We start from the raw sequence: 15,714 nt of genomic DNA, 5'->3' as shown, positions 1-15,714 counted from the left end.
CCTTTTTTTCCTTCAGAAGGACGGTCTATACATCTTTTGAAGTATAAAAGCAGCAGCAAGTTTTTTCACGATCTTTCTACATGATGGAAGTGCGAAGAACCGTTTCGCGCTAGGAGAAAACCCAGCTTTCCTCCCGCCCTTGACAAAGACGGCGGGAAGGTCGTATACTATCCTTTGTAGTTAGTTATAACTAACTAGCGGCTTCCCAACGGGGAAAGCCAAGGTTATGAAAGGAGGCGAAATCATGCTCTTGCTCAACAAAACCCTCTTGCGGATGGCCAAGGGCCTGTGGGGGTGGATTTTTCTCATCACAGCGCTCAAGCTGCTGACGCTGGTGGGCACGGCGGCCTTTGCCCAGATTATCTCCGGGTTTCTGGGAGATTTGGTCAGCCCCCAGATGACGGCGGCCGCTGCGGGGCAGGCCGTCCTTTCGGCGCTGCTGACGGCCCTGCTGCTTCTGGGGGCGGAGCTCCTCACCGGCGAGGCGGAGTACCACTGCACCGCTAAAGCCCGGCTTTCCCTGCGGCGGGCCATTTTCTCCAAAGCGTTGGAGCTGGACGTGGGCAATATTGAAAAGATCGGCCCCGTGTCCGCCATCACCTCCGCCGTGGACGGTGTGGAGGCCATGCAGGTCTACTACAGCAAATACCTGCCGGGGCTGCTCTACTGCCTGGCGGCGCCCTTTTACCTCTTTTGGCGGATGGGCCGGGTGTCTCTTCTTCCTGCGGCGGTGCTGTTCCTGGTGTCCCTGGTGCTGCTGCCGGTGAACAACCTGTTCCGGGGGTACATTGAGAAGCTGAAAGCCGGCTATTGGGCCTCCATGGAGGACCTGACCGGCACCTACTTGGAGAATGTTCGGGGACTGAGCACCTTCAAGCTCTTTGGCAGGGACGGGGACCGGCAGCGGCTTTTAGAGGAAAAGTCCCAGGATTTCAACCGCAAAGTGATGGGGGTGATGAAGGTGAACTTCTCCTCTTTCCTCCTGACGGATGGGCTCATCTACGCTTCGGTAGCGGTGGCGGCGGTGCTGGCCGCCGGGCAGCTGCTCACAGGGGAGCTGTCCTTTTCCGGCGCGCTGATGGTGCTGCTTCTGTCCTTTGGCTTCTTCGGTTCCGTGCGCCAGCTGATGAACGCCACCCACTCCGCCCTGGCCGGGGTCTCCGCCGCGGACAAGGTGGAAAAACTCCTTGACATCGACACCGCCCGGCCCTGCCATCCCGGCCTGCCCCGTCAGAACCGCCCCTTTGACGGAATCCGCCTGGAGCACATCTCTTTCGGCTACCAGGGGAGACAGGCGGCTCTGCGGGACGTGTCCCTGGATGTTCCCCGGGGGAAAACAGTGGCACTGGTGGGGCTTTCCGGCAGCGGGAAGTCCACCATCGCCAGTCTGCTCATGCGGTTTTACGACCTGGAACAGGGCCGCATCCTGCTGGAGGGGTGGGACTACACCTCTTTCCCGCCGGAGGAGCTGCGAAAGCGGGTGATTTTAGTGCCTCAGTCGGTGAGCCTGTTCTCCGGCACCATTGCCGAGAACCTGCGCATGGCCTCCCCCAACGCCACCCGTGGGGATATGCTGGAAGCCCTGGACCAAGTGCGGCTGGGGGATTGGGTCCGCACCCAGCCCCTGGGATTGGACACACCGGTGGGGGACACCGGCGCCAAGCTCTCCGGGGGCCAGCGGCAGAAGCTGGGCATCGCCCGTGCTCTGCTGTGCAGGGCGGAGTACATCATTTTCGACGAAGCTACCTCCAGCGTGGACATGGAGAGCGAGAGGGAAATCTGGAACTGCATCGAGGAGCTGGCCCAGACCAGGACGCTGGTCCTCATCTCCCACCGGCTGTCCACCATTCGCAGCGCCGATGTGATCTATGTGCTGGAAAACGGCGCCATTGCCCAACATGGCAGCCATGGGGAGCTGATGGCGGAGCCGGGCCTCTACCGCCGCCTGGTGGAGGAGCAGGCCCAGCTGGAACGCAAAGGAGAGGAGGGCTTGGCCCATGCCTAAGCGGTTTTCCTATTCCATTCCCCAGATGACGGGGCGGCTGCTGCGCATCGCCGCCCCGGTGAAGGGGACGCTGGCGGTGTCCACCCTGGCCAGCATCCTGGGGAACCTGGCCCAGATGGGGATTATGGGTTTTGGCGCCCTGCTGCTGCTCCGCTGCGCCGGGTGGGTGGAGGGCTCCCTCTGGGTGTTTGCCGGTCTGATGGCCCTCTCCGCCCTGCTCATAGTGCTAGGCCGGTATGTGGAGGGCGTGGTCTCCCACGCCGGTGCCTACAAGCTGTTGGCCTCCATGCGGGTCGCCCTGTTTGAGAAGATCCGGGCCCTGGCCCCCGCCTGCCTGATGGACCGGCAAAAGGGGGACATCCTGAATATCGCCGTGTCCGACATTGAGACGGTGGAGTTTTTCTTTGCCCACACCATTGGCCCTCTGTTCACCGTGATAATCCTGCCCTGCGTCACCCTGGGGCTGGCGCTGTGGTTTCACCCCCTGTTCGCCGCCGTGCTGCTGCCGGTGTACCTGGTAGTCAGCGTGGTGTTCCCGCTGATTGCCGTGAAAGCGGGCCGTGGCGTGGGGCTGCGCTACCGCACCCGGCTGGGGGAGTTGAAATCCCTGGTGCTGGAGAGTGTTTACGGCCTGAAAGACATCCAGATCTTCGGCTTTGGCCCGGCCCGCCTGGCGCAGGTGGAGGAAAAGAACCGGGAGATCAACAAAGCCGCCCACGGTCTGACCCTCCACCGGCAGACGGTGTCCAGTGCCCCCACCTTCTTTGTGTACCTGGCCAGGATTCTCATTATCGCCACGGCCTCCTACTTGGCGGTCCAGGGCAGCTCCCACCCGGTGGGGACGGTGGTGCTCTCCTTTGTGGCGGCGGCTTCCTTTTCCTCTACCCAGTCGCTGACCATGGTGGTCTCCAGCCTGCTGGAAACCTACGCCGCCGCCGAGCGTTTGTTCCAAATCGAGGACACTCAGCCCCAGGTGACGGAGCCCGCCCGTCCCAAGGCCTGCGGCCCCATCCGAGAGATCTGCTTTGACCAGGTGGGCTTTTCCTACGGGGGGAATCCCGTGCTGCGGGACTTCTCCCTCACCCTGTCCGGCCGGGAGAAGGTGGGCGTCATGGGGGAGAGCGGCGTGGGGAAATCCACCGTGCTCCGGCTGCTGCTGCGGTTCTGGAACCCCCAGCAGGGGCAGATCACCATAAACGGCATCCCGATCCAGGAGATTTCCCTAAACGAGCTGCGCCAGCGTATCGCCCTGCTGGAGCAGGAGACCTTCCTCACCAGCGGCACCCTGGGGGAGAATATCGCATTGGGGAAGCCTGACGCTACAAGGGAGGAGATACGAGAGGCCGCCCGGCAGGCTGGGTTGGCGGACTTTATCGAAACCCTGCCCCAGGGCTACGACACCCCTATGGGGGAGATGGGCGCCCGGCTCTCTGGGGGAGAGCGCCAACGGGTGGGCATCGCCCGTGTGCTGCTGCTGAACCCGGATGTGATTGTGATGGACGAGCCCACCAGCAGTCTGGATGTGCTCCACGAAAAGGAGCTGCTGCAAACGCTGGAGGAAGCCTGCCGGGACAAGCTGCTGCTCCTTGTGTCCCACCGGCCCTCCACCCTCACCGGCTGCGGCCGCATCGTCCGCCTGGAACAGGGGCGGGCCGTAGAACAAAACGTTAGGAGGAATGGGGAATGAAAGCTGCAAAATCCCAAACCATGCTGCCGGTGGCGGGCACAGATATGCTCCTGCCCGTGACAGAGCTCACCGGGGCATCGGTAGGCGGCTGCGGCAACAGCGGAACGGCCCTCGCTACGCTTGATGATACTGACGGGAAAATAACAAAAATCTATGGGGATCGCCTCCTTTCGGTGAGGGATATTCAGGCCGCAGGGGACGGGACAGCCGCTTGCGGATATTCCGTGACCTGTGGCGCACAAGGGGTTTGGGGAGTGTAGCGCCCCATCGCGCTCGGAGAGCGCAACAGCCCCCGGCAGGGCGCACGACACCGGCAACGGTGTATAAGTGCGCCATTCCAGAGAATGGACTTATGGCTTCTCCCCGGATTTCGGCAGTTTTGCAGCCAGTTCCCCCGCCCCCGGAAGATGGGACAGGGCAATCAGGAACTCCTTGACCTCTACGCCGGGAAGGCCGGGGGCCAGAGGGAACACGCCCTCCAAAATGGCCCCGCGTTCAATCAGGCGGCAGGTGCGGGCCTTGCGCTCCTCGCCCCGCTGCTTGTTCTCCAAAATCTTCTGGCGGTTCTCAAGCTGCCGGATCTCCTTCAGGACTTCTTCGCGCTCGTCTTTTTTCTGTTTCGCTTGGGTGGTGATTTCTTTGTGCATATCGCGTCCTCCTTCAGCGGCTCCATCCAGCCGTGTTTGATAAAATATTTCCGCAGTTTCAAAATGGCGTCCCGGACGGTATTGGTAACAAGGCTCACACTGGCAATCCCCTCGTCCTCCGCAATCTCCCGGTACTTCTTGCCCTCTACAAAACGGGCGTGCAGGCGGCGGGCCTGCGTGGGCGTTAAGGTGGCAAGAGCCTCCCGGAGCCGTTCCATCATCAGGGCGCGGGCGGCCTCCTGTTCCCGTTCCGTTTCCTTCTCCATCAGAATATCTTCCGGGGAAATGGTCTGTTCCGGGAAATGGTTTTCTATGCCGGGGGAAGCGTCCAGAGAATAACAGTGATAGTGCTGCTTGGCGTCATTGGCGTCCTCTGCGCGGCTTTCCTCCACAATGGCGTCTGCCACCTCGTCCGGCACTTCCACAAAGGTGTCCTTCTTGCAAATCGGGTAGTAGTATTTTTTCAGGTTGATGGTTTTCATAGGCCGCTTGTCCATTTCCGGCGTATGAAGTACCGGCGCAGCCGCCGGAGCGCCGCATGGATGGACTTTCCCGTCTGGGATGGGGTAATACCCTCCATCGCGGCAATGTCCTTTACTTTCATCCCCAGCATATACCGGGCATGGACGCGCCGGGCCTGCGTTGGGGGCAAAGAGGAAAGGGCCTCATAGAGCCGCCGGAGCAGTTCGGCATATTCGGCCTGCGCCTCCTTTTCCATCAGGCAATCCTCCGGCGATGGCTGCGCCCAGCCGATGGCGGCCTTCTCAATCCCATCATTGCAGTCAAGGGAGTAAAACGCCTTGTAGCGGTACATTTTGCGCTCCCTGGCGGCCTCGGCCCGCTTGTCCAGCAGGAATGCCTCGACAATTTCATCCGACACCTCCACAAAGGTGTCCTCGGTGCAGAACGGGTAATACTGTTTGAGGTTGATGGTCTGCATAGGCCCGCCCTCACTCTGCCGGGAAAAGGCAGTCATAGCAGCGGCGCATATTCCGCAGGCCCCGCCGGATGGCAACGCTGACCTTGCTGCTGTGTACGCCCTCCCTCCGGGAGATTTCCGGCTGGCTGATACCGGCGATGTAGTAGGCCCGGACGCGACGGGCCTGTGTGGGGGTGGCATGGGCCAGGGCCTCCGGCAAGGCGGCCAGCAGCCGCAGATGGGCGGCCCGTTCCTCGCGCTCCAAAAGGATTTCCTCCGGCGATCTTCCCTGTTCCAGCGCGTAGTTCTCTGTCCAGCTATATGCGTCCAGAGAGTAGTAGGCGCGGTGGTAGACCTTCCGGCGCTCATAGTTGTTCATCTCGCGCTGGGCCTGCCGCATGACCTCCCAAACTTCATCGCTGACCTCCACAAACTCGTCATGCCGGTAGTGGGGATAAATCCACCGCAGATTGATTGTTTTCATAGGCTTACCTCCTGAAAATGGGAGAGGCGGGCAGCTTGTCCGCTGTCCGCCTCCCGCTGGGATAAGGGAAACAATCCCTTTCACTTGGTAGCCCGAAAAGGGGTCATTCGTATGGGTGGTTTCTCAAATTTTTTTGAAAAATTTTTCTGACTGCTTCAATGGAGCCTTGCACCGAACTCTTGGAGCAGCCGCATAGGGCAGCAATCTCCAAAAACTCAGTCCGTCCAGGGCATAGAGAAGGAACTGGCGGCGCTGGGCCTCGGTGCAGGTGTCCAGGACGGCCATCAGCTCGCCCAGCGTTTCCATGCGGCACAGGTATTCCTCCGGCGTTTCGCCGTAGATACCCACGCCCTCGGTGGCAACTATGTATTCGTCAAACTCCCGGCCATCCCAATGCCGCCGCTGCTCATGGGATAGGTTTTCGGCTTTGTGGTCGGCCCGGTCAAGAAATTCATAGACTTCCAGCGTGACCTCCACGGCCACAGCTTGTCCGTTGTAATGGATGGTGACTTCCATCGGCCTTTCCTCCGTTCAGATTTTTGCGGGAAAATCTGAACGGGGCGGCGGGGAACGACACCGGGGGCAGGGTTCGGGCCATGCTGGCCCGATGTTCCGGCCCCATAGGTATGAAAAAGCGCCCGGACAGCATGAAGCTATTCGAGCGCAAAAAATACGGTATTCAGTTACATTGTGACAATTTTCGCACCGGCTGCCAGACGGGGCCTGTTCGGTGGCCGGGCTTTTTTTGACGATAGTGCAAATATCGTCTGAATTTGTCGGCGGTCAGTGTGCTTCATGGCGGCTCCCTCCGTAAGCCGCCGTGTCAGCGTGTAGGCGTCACTCCTTTGTCGAGGACATAAGGAACGGCGGCCTTGATGTTACTCAAAACCGCCGCAGTACCTTGAAAAGCCATTATGGGCGCACGAAGCTGCCTGCCCTGCAACGGTTTTTTTCTTTCCCCGTTCAGCGGGGCAGGATAGCTTGTCTTATTCGGTTTATTCTTGCTCTTGTGCGGCTGCCTCTTTCAGCCGCGAAAAGCTCTCATCGCTGATAATGTGTTCAATCCGGCAGGCATCGGCCTCCGCAATCCTGGGGTCAACGCCTGCGGCGATAAGCTGCTCGGTAAAGAAGCAATGGCGCTCATAGATTTTTTCGGCCACCTCGCGGCCTACATCGGTCAGATGGAGAAAGTGATCTTCGTCCATTGTAAGAAAGCCGCCGTCCCGCAAGGTAGCCACTGCATGGCACACGCTGGGCTTTGACACCTCCATGTGCCGGGCCACATCTACGGAGCGCACCATACCAAGTTTCTTTTGGAGAACAAGGATGGTTTCCAGGTAGTCCTCCCCGGACGCATGAAGTTTCATTAAGACCTCCCTTCGCTATTAGGCCAGGCTCCAACCGGCAGCGTTTTTTCGGATATTAACAAAGTCCTGATAAATACCGGGCTGCTCCAGAAGCTCCTCATGGGTGCCATGCTGTGCGATTTGGCCGTTGTCAATTACCAGAATTTGATTGGCGTTCTGGATGGTATTCAAGCGGTGGGCAATCACCAGCAGGGTCTTACCTTTTACCAGCTCCGAAATGGCCTCCTGAATATAGCTTTCATTGTCGGTGTCTACACTTGCAGTAGCCTCATCCAAAATGACGATGGGTGCATCCTTCAAAATGCAGCGTGCAATCGAAATTCGCTGTTTCTCGCCGCCGGAAAGGGTAGCGCCGCCTTCACCCACCACAGTCTGGAACCCGTCAGGCAGAGCCATAATGAAATCATAGCAACGGGCTTTCTTTGCCGCCTCATAGACTTCTTCCTCCGTGGCATCCGGTTTTCCCATACTAATGTTGTTATAGATGGTATCCTGGAACAAATACACGCGCTGGAATACCATGCTGATCTGATCCATCAGTTCTGCCAGCGGCACATTCCGAATATCCACGCCCCTTATTGCAACCCTGCCGGATTTTACATCCCACAACCGGGCCAACAGATTTGCAATGGTGGATTTGCCGCCGCCTGACGGCCCCACAAGTGCAGTCATGGTGTTTTTCTGCATAGAGAAGCTGATATTGTGCAGGACTTCCTTGTCCTGATAGGCAAAGCCCACATCACTAAATTGTACTTCTGGCTGGTCCGGCTGTGCCTTTGACGGAATATGTTGATTTCCGTTATTGGGAAGCTCGGGCTCGTCCAAAACAGCTTCAATGCGGTCTAACGCAGCATTCATCACGGTCAGGCGGGTTGCTTCTCCATAAAGAGCTTTCAGAGGTCCAAAGAGATCAAAGACAAACAGCAGCACGCCCAAAAGATAAGCCAGGGAGAGTACGCCTTCCTGATGTAAAAAAACGGACAAACCGAAGATAACAGCAATGCCCACGCCATAGAGAATGTTTAGGCCAGTGGTCCACGGTGTCATTTTCTGCTCAAACTTCGTATTGGCATCCCTTGATTTTTTGAAGTTTTCTGTTAATTCATCAGATTTTTCTCCAAGCAGATTGTAACTTTTGATAACGCCAATTCCTTCAGCAAACGATAAGACCGCATCCGTCAAATTCTCGCTCTGATTTTGACGCCCGACAGCTTCCGTTAAGGAAACCCTATTCATATATTTTGCAACCAGTGATGCCAGCAAGGTAATGATTACTGCAATCATTCCAAGTCGCCAGTCCAGTACGAACATAAACACAGCTAAAACCAAAGTAGACAGCATATAGCTCATCATGTTTCCAATGGTACTCATAGAAACTTCCTCAATGAATACCATATCCGTACTGAGAACAGAGCTGATTTTACCAATATTCCCCGATGTAAAATAACCCATCGGCATTTTTCTTAAATGATTTCCCAACTCCATCCTTTTATCAGCAAAGATCATAAATCCAGCGGCACTTTGCAGACGGTCGCTCAAATAGTGAACCACTGTCTGAACCACTACAATGGCTAACAATCCAAGTCCGACAAACAGACAGGTCTTTCCAGCCAGCGTATTATCCGCAAACCCGGCCAAGACAATAAACGCCATGAAGATTGGCATTTTGGAGAGAATGGACTCGACAAATGCACATAGAAACGCAGCTTGAATACGGCTTTTATACCTCCCGGAGAGGTTCAGGATTCTTGAAATCAATGCAAACATTTATCTTCCCTCCTTTGCAGTAGATACTTTCCACTCGGAGCTGTCCTGTGCAGCTTTCCATAGTTTTTGATACTCTGGGCAGGACTGGATCAGTTCCTGATGTTTTCCGGTAGCCACCAGATTACCATGATCCATAACACAAATCTGGTCAGCGTTCATAATTGCGGGCAGCTTGTGAGCGATGACAACCAAGGTCTTACCCTGCACCAGTTCTGCAATAGCAGCCTCCATTTTTCCCTCATTCTCTGGATCAGCGTAGGCGGTCGCTTCATCGAGGACAACGATAGGAGCATCTTTTAAGATCGCTCGCGCCAAAGAAATGCGCTGGCGCTGGCCGCCGGAAAGCATTTTCCCTGCATCACCCGCCATAGAGTGAATGCCCTGGGGAAGTTTTTCGAGGAACTCCATGCACTGAGCTTTCTTTGCTGCCTCCATTACTTCCTCGTCTGTTGCGTTCAGTCGGCCAACCCGGATGTTTTCCAACAGAGAAGTATTAAACAGATATTGATCCTGAGCCACATAGGAAATACGGCTGTTCAATGCCTCCAGGCTCATATCGCATAGTTTCTGCCCTCCAATGGAAATGCTCCCTTTCTGCGGATCGTAGTAGTGAATCAACAGTTTTGCAAGGGTACTCTTTCCAGAGCCGGATTCACCAACCAGGGCAGTTTTTTGTCCTGCCTTTGCCACAAAGGTAATATCGTGGAGGACTTCGTTTTCCGCTATTATCGGGTTTCCATCCGGGCCAGGCTGGGCCGTCTGATATGCAAAGGAAACATGATCGTAAGAAATGTTAAAATCCTGTCCGTGAAAATCATCTTCAGCAGCTTTTAACGGTGCCGCATTTAACATCTGTTCAAGTGCTGTAATCTTATAATTCAGATTCGGAATCGTCTCCATAAAGCTCAGTGCTTTCAGGAGAGGAATCCCAATGCTGAGTGAAAGGCAGAGGACTAAAACCAAATCAGGCAAAGTGCTTATGCCACTGAGAACAAACCACGCCCCAAGAGGCAAAGTCAAAATAACAGTGCAGGGCAGCAAACTTCCGTATATCGCCATCCAGGGCCAGGCGGCCTTATACCATGCCAGGGTATAATCACGATAGTTCATTACATCATTGCGGAAGTTCTCGTAAGATTCACTCTCCCGGTTGAAAACCTTGACAACCTCCATGCCATTGATGTACTCAATGATTGTATTGTTCATTTTCTGTGCAGACTGATAGTACGGTCCCATACGCTTCATTCCAACAGAGTACATAATAACCATAGAGAGCAGGCTGATCGGGATAGAGGCCAAAGACATAAGAGCCAGTTTCCAATCTGCGCAAAACATGGCAATATAAATTACCAGCGGAATCAGTAAATTTGCGATGCCCTCAGGGACAGAATGGGCAAGGAGCAATTCCAGGCTGTCCACATCATCAACAAACAGCTTTTTGATTGTTCCTGTTCCTTTTTCCTCCACAATGCCAAGAGGAAGTTTCTCAAATTTCTTTTGCAGAGATACCCGCAGCCGAAGCAATGTGTTATATGCGGCTTTATGAGAAATTGATAATCCCCATCCATACAAAATCGCCTGCAAAATAAGACAGGACAAAACCCCTATAACACGCAATAAAACAAATCCTGTCTCAACAGAATCGCCCATAACCAATGGCGAAATGACCTGATAGGCCAGCACAAAGGGCAGGACGCCCATAAGAACGCTAACCAGTACGACCACCGTGGCCGCATACATATTTTTCTTATATGGCCCTGCGTACTCAAAGATTTTTTTGAACATATAAGCCCTCCTTATATTGAGCCGTACTGTCTGCGCTTCAAAAACAGGAGGCCGCCAAAGTGAAGCGGCCTCCTGTCATTATCTTTCTATTCAGTCAAGGCGGCCCTGACATTCATAATTTCTAAAGTTCACTGGCGGATTCGGAAAAAATCCAAAACCTTTTTACTGCCGGATTCGTCCAATGGATAGCTTTCTTTGATTTGCCCTTTTTCCATATGGACTACATAAGAGCATCCCGCCATCACCAACTCCGGATCGTGCGTAATAACAAGAAGCGTTTTGCCCTGATCCGCGAGTGACTTCAAACTCCGCGCAACCTCCCGCATATGTTTGAGATCAAGCCCGCTGGTTGGTTCGTCAAACACAATGATCTCCCGGTTACTCACAATGGCAGACGCAATCGCTACTCGCTGCTTCTGCCCGCCGGAAAGAGAAAGCGGGTGCCTGTCTTTATATTCTAGCAGATCAAACTGTTCAAGGATTTGCTCCACAACAGTCTCATCTTCATCATCCATGCTCAGAAGAACTTCATCTGTCACGCTTTCGGTAAATAGCTGATGGCTGGTATCCTGCATCACCATATAGCAATGTTTGAGCCGGGCTTTCCAATCAAGGGATTTTCCATCAATCTGCAAGACGCCACATTTCTTTTCCAACCCGCAAACACAGCGGGCCAGAGTAGATTTTCCAGCGCCATTTAGGCCGATAATGGCAATCGTTTCTCCAATGGGCAGTTCTGCACTCGGAATATGGAGGCTTTCCGGTTCCTGCTTTTTATACGCAAAGCAGAAATTTTGAAATTCCATCTGTTTAGTTGTATGCGCCTGATACTGATTAGCGGGTTTCAGCTTCGAGAGAGAAAACGGTCGCAGCCCCATTTCCTTTCGAGTGCTATCCGATAAGCTGTCAAATTCAGCAGGTGTGTATTCTTGCTCAATCTCCCCATCTTTTACATATAGTACACGGTCCACAAGATCGTGAAGGTAGTAAAGGCGGTGTTCTGCAATCAGAATTGTTTTGCCCTGCTTTTTCCAGAGGCTCAGGACCTGCCGCAAGTCATCAATGGCAGCCATATCCAAATTAGAAGATGGTTCGTCAAGAACCATAATTCCCGGCAGCAATACACTTGATGAAGCACAGGCTATTTTTTGCTTTTCCCCACCGGACAGAGCAAACACGCTCCGCCCCATCAAATCTTCGATATGATAATCGGAAATTGTCCTGTCCATCCTTTGCAGGATGTCCTCCTGAGGATAGCCCAAATTTTCACAGGCAAAGGCTAATTCACTATCCGTATCTACGTTGAAAAACTGGCTTTTAGGATTTTGGAACACAGATCCCACCATAGCAGCCAAGTCGTAAAGCGGCGTATCGGATACACTTTTTCCGTCCAGAAAGACATTGCCCTCTAAATTGCCCTCATAATAATGAGGCACCAGCCCGTTTACCAAACGAGTGATTGTTGTTTTCCCACAGCCGGATTCCCCTGTGAGTAAAACAAATTCCCCGGTTTTTATGGTTAGATTGATATTTCTAATACCTCCGCCGTAGGATTCTTCACCATAAGAAAAAGAAACATTTTGAAAATCTATCATGGCAAAATCCCTCCTGCGGAAATTATCGGGGAAGCAATCGCCCAAAACACTACAAAGCAGCAAAACAAAATCAGCACCACATCGGCAAAATTAAATTTGAGCTGGCAAATGTTTGTGCGTTTAACAGGAGCGCCGAGACCACGGGTAATTGCCGCAGCGGAGAGTTCCTCACCGATTTTCACGGAGCAGGTAATCATCGGGATCAGCTTATACTCCAATATCTTTGAAGATTTTTTCCCTCCAAGCTTAATTCCCCGCATTTTCATAGCATCGCTGATTGCTTCTGACTCCTGAAAAACAGTCGGAAAGAAGCGGAACATGACTGTTAAGGGAATCGTCACCTCTTTGGGCATATGGATTCTTTCCATGCCGGAAATCAATTCGCTGACAGTTGTTGTTTTCACTGCATAGGCAGCAATCGCAACACTGGGAAGGATTCGGCAGAAGAATCCTGTTGTAAACAGAACGAGGAAATTCAATATCCCCGTAAGGTGCGGCAAAACATAAATTTGAACAGCATAAAAAACAGAAAACACAGCAATATAGCCCACCGCTTTTGCACATTGTTTTGAGGTAAGCAGCAATATAGCCGGAACCGCACAAAGAACAAGGCGGATCAGCCCCATAGCTTCTCCGCCTGTCCCTCCCATGACAAAAATACTGATGATGAAGATGAGCAACAGCTTTGTACGCGGATCAAGCCGCAGGCCTGTTTCTGCTTTTTTGCTGAGTAGAATTTCCCGCGCCATTATGCAATACCAGCACGCTGGAAGTGCTTTTTACAAATGGCCTTTCCAATCAGACCACCAACAATACCAAACACAAAGCAGGCAACCAGCAGAATAGGCGCAATCCACATAGGCATATATGTATTAAGGGTAGCTGCATATTCAGCGCCGTATCCTTCGGTCAGCATTACCATATAGCTTTCACGGTTCAGGAAAATGGGAGCAAAATTGCCAAACACCCAGATGCTGAACACGCCGCAGGAAAGGACTGTACTTTTCGCGCTCTTGTAGTCAGCCTTTTTCAGGATCACATCAGCCAACAGGCCGCCAACGAGACCAGTTACCATAGTAAGATAGCCGTTGCCGAAGAACACCATGACCAGGCCGATCAGGAAACCCATGATTGCGGTCATCCCGAATTTTTTAGCCTTTGTAACATACAGCATATAGGGGATGCCACCAATCAAAGGGCACAGCACCGCCATCAACGGAATAAAAACGGGGATGAAGCCAAGCATCGCCACCAGCATGACGATGACAACATAGATGACGGTGTAGATGCCGATAGTAATTAAATCTTTTCCCTCAAGCCGGGAACTTTTTTTCTGGGAACTCATACCAGTATCCTCCTTATCTCTGAGAAAATGAAAATGTGGTGCGGTTAGCTCCTTCTAACCACACCACTTATAATAGCAATTTGCGCTCACGATTCCAACCCAAAACCAATTTTATTCTACCCAAAATCAGTATTTTTGCGTTTATCCAATCGTAACTTCTGCTTTATAGTTTTTTGGATTCACTCCGTATTTCCTTTTGAACGCTGCCGCAAAATTGCTCGCTTTTGAATATCCCACCAGTATAGCCACCTGGCTGACATTTAAATTGCTTTCTAACAGTAGGCTTGCCGCCTTTTCAAGCCGTTGGTCGATGATATACGCATGAACTGATGTTCCGAACAGGGAGGAAAAGCCCTTTGTCAATTTTGAAGTGCTTATATTGACCTGCCGCGCCAATTCCTCGCAGCTCGGAGCCAGAGCGAGCTGACTGTCAATAATTCTCTTTGCCTCTATGATGGAACCCCGGTCACTTCTGGAAATTGCAACATAGGTTGATGCGAGAATACTCAGCTCCAGGACCTCGCTCAAATATACCGACAGCAACTCAAAGACCTTGCTTTCCAGAAACAGGTATCCCAACCCGCCGCGATATTGCGTAAAGTCTTTCAGTTCCGCAAAAATGTGTTCCATGTAGGGAGTAATATTCACCTTTGATATGCCGTCCAGTAGTTTTTTCTGATAGACATCAATCTCACCGGCCTCAAAGTAGTCATTCAAAATCTTGTAGAAATAGGATAGAGGTATTTTCACATTTTTGAAAAGGAAATTGCTCTTTTTAGAATAGCATAGATATTCCATTTTCCCGTGGCCGCGATAAATACAGGATTCCCCTTTTTGTATGCTGGCACTTTGCCGGTTGTCTGCGATATTCCAGGAAACACCGTCATTGAAGCAGAACAGCATTTGTATGTATTCTTCACTGCTCACTCCTTGCACATTCATATCCGAAAAGTAATTCATTCTCCAATCTGAAACAACGGCCCCCTGCTTCGTAACAATCTGCGAAATCTGACCGGTTCCCATGTCTGCCGGAATATCTATGGTGATTGTCTGCGGTGAATTAGAGAGCAGATCACGATAAAGATTATTCATGTATTGATTTGTCATGTATGAGCGCCCTCCTCATGGTTAGTCACGGCTAATCATAGTTTACAACACTAACCCAGAAAAGTCAATTTGCTGCTGTAAAAACACAGAAGCCGTATTAACCGGCCTCTGTGTGTATTGTGTATGTTAATCCAAAATAAGTTCAGCTAATATAACTTCCTCCGCCTGTGCTTTCAGCGTGTTCATCAGCCCCACCCAGCGCATGGAGTCACGGGCTTTCAGTTCTTCGGTGACGCCCGCCGCTTCCATCATACGGGGCAGCATGGCGTCCATCCGTTCACGCGCCGCCCGGTCAATCTCCAACAGGTGCGGGTACAGCTTTTCGCTCAAAATTAGGTTGCTATAAAGGCCGGGCCGGTGTTCCTTCAGATAGCGTTGCCGCATACGGCCATACTTGCCGATGGGGGCCTCCGGCTGCTCAGACAAGTTCAGGTCGGGGATGTAGTAATCCCCGCAGCGGGTGTAAGTCAATTCGCTCATGTTCATTCTCCTTTGCACTGTGATGGTTAAACTGCGGCGTTGGCCGATACGGTTGCCTTGCGCGGCTCCTGCCTGGGTAACTGGCTGACGGTGGTAAAAATGCCCTTTTCCATGTCCTCGGCCCGGATTGCGGCCTTTGCCACCTCCACTTGGGCTTTGCGTTTGGCGTTGTAGCGTTCTTCCCATTCCTTCTGCTTGCCATTTGCCTTGCGGCGTAAGTAGTTCTGGTGAAGCCTGTCCTTGCGTTCCTCCTTCTTCCGCAGTTCTTCCTGTTCCTCCGGGGTCAGGGGAACCGGCTGCAAGGCGGGCGGGATATACCGGCCCACAAAGTTGAAGTAGATTTCAACCTCCTGCGTGGTATCCTGGCTGCCTTTCCGGGCGCGCTCATGGACAAGGATTTTCTCTACAAACTCGTTGAGCATGGTGTTTGTCAGCGTGTCGAAGTTCTCGTACTTATCAATCAGGGCAATAAACTTCTCCGCAGATTTCCGGCTCTGCTCATAGCCGGTAACGGCCTTTTCCAGTT

At 52.8% G+C, this 15,714-nt stretch carries 16 protein-coding genes and 1 pseudogene; 3 read left to right on the top strand and 14 right to left on the bottom strand.

Features of this window, described 5'->3' with window-relative positions; genetic code table 11:
• The first annotated feature begins 244 nt into the window (after positions 1-244).
• Genes H6A25_RS08905 through H6A25_RS12960 form a run of 3 tightly spaced genes read left to right on the top strand, consistent with a single transcriptional unit; the run spans position 245 to position 3,952 of the window.
• The gene (locus H6A25_RS08905) at positions 245-2,005 is read left to right on the top strand and encodes an ABC transporter ATP-binding protein/permease (RefSeq protein WP_243423301.1); all 1,761 of its coding nucleotides are present in this window, start codon (positions 245-247) and stop codon (positions 2,003-2,005) included.
• Positions 1,998-3,692, top strand: a complete 1,695-nt coding sequence (gene cydC / locus H6A25_RS08900) for a thiol reductant ABC exporter subunit CydC (protein WP_204751772.1) — start codon at positions 1,998-2,000, stop codon at positions 3,690-3,692. Before H6A25_RS08905 ends, cydC begins: the two co-directional genes overlap by 8 nt.
• Complete coding sequence (locus tag H6A25_RS12960) at positions 3,689-3,952, top strand: hypothetical protein (RefSeq protein ID WP_204751770.1); 264 nt, start codon at positions 3,689-3,691, stop codon at positions 3,950-3,952. Before cydC ends, H6A25_RS12960 begins: the two co-directional genes overlap by 4 nt.
• A 90-nt stretch (positions 3,953-4,042) precedes the next feature.
• On the opposite strand, the gene H6A25_RS08890 is transcribed toward H6A25_RS12960, so the two are convergent.
• From H6A25_RS08890 to H6A25_RS08825, 14 genes and pseudogenes are all read right to left on the bottom strand, one after another.
• The gene (locus H6A25_RS08890) at positions 4,043-4,339 is read right to left on the bottom strand and encodes a DUF3847 domain-containing protein (RefSeq protein ID WP_204751768.1); all 297 of its coding nucleotides are present in this window, start codon (positions 4,337-4,339) and stop codon (positions 4,043-4,045) included.
• A complete protein-coding gene (locus H6A25_RS08885; RefSeq protein WP_204751766.1) occupies positions 4,279-4,821 on the bottom strand; it encodes an RNA polymerase sigma factor in 543 nt (180 codons plus the stop codon). Before H6A25_RS08885 ends, H6A25_RS08890 begins: the two co-directional genes overlap by 61 nt.
• On the bottom strand, positions 4,818-5,279 hold the full coding sequence (locus tag H6A25_RS08880) for an RNA polymerase sigma factor (RefSeq protein WP_204751764.1): 462 nt from the start codon (positions 5,277-5,279) through the stop codon (positions 4,818-4,820). Before H6A25_RS08880 ends, H6A25_RS08885 begins: the two co-directional genes overlap by 4 nt.
• A gap of 10 nt (positions 5,280-5,289) precedes the next feature.
• A complete protein-coding gene (locus H6A25_RS08875) occupies positions 5,290-5,742 on the bottom strand; it encodes an RNA polymerase subunit sigma-24 (RefSeq protein WP_204751762.1) in 453 nt (150 codons plus the stop codon).
• 103 nt (positions 5,743-5,845) lie between these two features.
• Positions 5,846-6,258: pseudogene (locus tag H6A25_RS08870) on the bottom strand (RNA polymerase sigma factor).
• A 479-nt stretch (positions 6,259-6,737) separates the two neighbouring features.
• Positions 6,738-7,109 carry a metal-dependent transcriptional regulator gene (locus H6A25_RS08865; protein ID WP_073261157.1) on the bottom strand — a complete coding sequence of 124 codons (372 nt, stop codon included), beginning with the start codon at positions 7,107-7,109 and terminating at the stop codon, positions 6,738-6,740.
• Between the two features lie 18 nt (positions 7,110-7,127).
• Positions 7,128-8,876, bottom strand: a complete 1,749-nt coding sequence (locus tag H6A25_RS08860; RefSeq protein WP_204751760.1) for an ABC transporter ATP-binding protein — start codon at positions 8,874-8,876, stop codon at positions 7,128-7,130.
• Positions 8,877-10,661, bottom strand: coding sequence for an ABC transporter ATP-binding protein (locus H6A25_RS08855; RefSeq protein WP_204751758.1), 1,785 nt, complete (start codon positions 10,659-10,661; stop codon positions 8,877-8,879).
• A 128-nt stretch (positions 10,662-10,789) separates the two neighbouring features.
• Positions 10,790-12,256 carry an ABC transporter ATP-binding protein gene (locus H6A25_RS08850; RefSeq protein WP_204751756.1) on the bottom strand — a complete coding sequence of 489 codons (1,467 nt, stop codon included), beginning with the start codon at positions 12,254-12,256 and terminating at the stop codon, positions 10,790-10,792.
• Positions 12,253-13,005 (bottom strand): energy-coupling factor transporter transmembrane component T, encoded by a 753-nt coding sequence (locus tag H6A25_RS08845; RefSeq protein ID WP_204751754.1) that lies wholly within the window; start codon positions 13,003-13,005, stop codon positions 12,253-12,255. Before H6A25_RS08845 ends, H6A25_RS08850 begins: the two co-directional genes overlap by 4 nt.
• Complete coding sequence (locus H6A25_RS08840; RefSeq protein WP_204751752.1) at positions 13,005-13,601, bottom strand: MptD family putative ECF transporter S component; 597 nt, start codon at positions 13,599-13,601, stop codon at positions 13,005-13,007. Before H6A25_RS08840 ends, H6A25_RS08845 begins: the two co-directional genes overlap by 1 nt.
• 141 nt (positions 13,602-13,742) lie before the next feature.
• Positions 13,743-14,708 carry a helix-turn-helix domain-containing protein gene (locus H6A25_RS08835; RefSeq protein ID WP_204751750.1) on the bottom strand — a complete coding sequence of 322 codons (966 nt, stop codon included), beginning with the start codon at positions 14,706-14,708 and terminating at the stop codon, positions 13,743-13,745.
• Between the two features lie 126 nt (positions 14,709-14,834).
• Entirely contained in the window at positions 14,835-15,188 is a 354-nt protein-coding gene (locus tag H6A25_RS08830; RefSeq protein ID WP_204751748.1) for a TnpV protein, read from the bottom strand.
• A 26-nt stretch (positions 15,189-15,214) separates the two neighbouring features.
• Positions 15,215-15,714, bottom strand: a 500-nt coding sequence (locus H6A25_RS08825; RefSeq protein WP_204751746.1) for a DUF4368 domain-containing protein, incomplete at its 5' end; no start/stop codon positions are given.

This window comes from Intestinimonas butyriciproducens (assembly GCF_016901775.1).
Lineage (GTDB): Bacteria > Bacillota > Clostridia > Oscillospirales > Butyricicoccaceae > Pseudobutyricicoccus.
The sequence above is the reverse complement of the archived record's forward strand: the minus strand, read 5'-3'. Positions and strand labels throughout refer to the sequence as shown.

Coding starts and splice junctions, on each gene's coding strand:
- H6A25_RS08885 (WP_204751766.1), bottom strand. CDS start 4,821: ATGAAAACCATCAACCTGAAAAAATACTACTACCCGATTTGCAAGAAG.
- H6A25_RS08840 (WP_204751752.1), bottom strand. CDS start 13,601: ATGAGTTCCCAGAAAAAAAGTTCCCGGCTTGAGGGAAAAGATTTAATT.
- H6A25_RS08905 (WP_243423301.1), top strand. CDS start 245: ATGCTCTTGCTCAACAAAACCCTCTTGCGGATGGCCAAGGGCCTGTGG.
- cydC (WP_204751772.1), top strand. CDS start 1,998: ATGCCTAAGCGGTTTTCCTATTCCATTCCCCAGATGACGGGGCGGCTG.
- H6A25_RS08845 (WP_204751754.1), bottom strand. CDS start 13,005: ATGGCGCGGGAAATTCTACTCAGCAAAAAAGCAGAAACAGGCCTGCGG.
- H6A25_RS08880 (WP_204751764.1), bottom strand. CDS start 5,279: ATGCAGACCATCAACCTCAAACAGTATTACCCGTTCTGCACCGAGGAC.
- H6A25_RS08855 (WP_204751758.1), bottom strand. CDS start 10,661: ATGTTCAAAAAAATCTTTGAGTACGCAGGGCCATATAAGAAAAATATG.
- H6A25_RS08850 (WP_204751756.1), bottom strand. CDS start 12,256: ATGATAGATTTTCAAAATGTTTCTTTTTCTTATGGTGAAGAATCCTAC.
- H6A25_RS12960 (WP_204751770.1), top strand. CDS start 3,689: ATGAAAGCTGCAAAATCCCAAACCATGCTGCCGGTGGCGGGCACAGAT.
- H6A25_RS08865 (WP_073261157.1), bottom strand. CDS start 7,109: ATGAAACTTCATGCGTCCGGGGAGGACTACCTGGAAACCATCCTTGTT.
- H6A25_RS08835 (WP_204751750.1), bottom strand. CDS start 14,708: ATGACAAATCAATACATGAATAATCTTTATCGTGATCTGCTCTCTAAT.
- H6A25_RS08860 (WP_204751760.1), bottom strand. CDS start 8,876: ATGTTTGCATTGATTTCAAGAATCCTGAACCTCTCCGGGAGGTATAAA.
- H6A25_RS08830 (WP_204751748.1), bottom strand. CDS start 15,188: ATGAGCGAATTGACTTACACCCGCTGCGGGGATTACTACATCCCCGAC.
- H6A25_RS08875 (WP_204751762.1), bottom strand. CDS start 5,742: ATGAAAACAATCAATCTGCGGTGGATTTATCCCCACTACCGGCATGAC.
- H6A25_RS08890 (WP_204751768.1), bottom strand. CDS start 4,339: ATGCACAAAGAAATCACCACCCAAGCGAAACAGAAAAAAGACGAGCGC.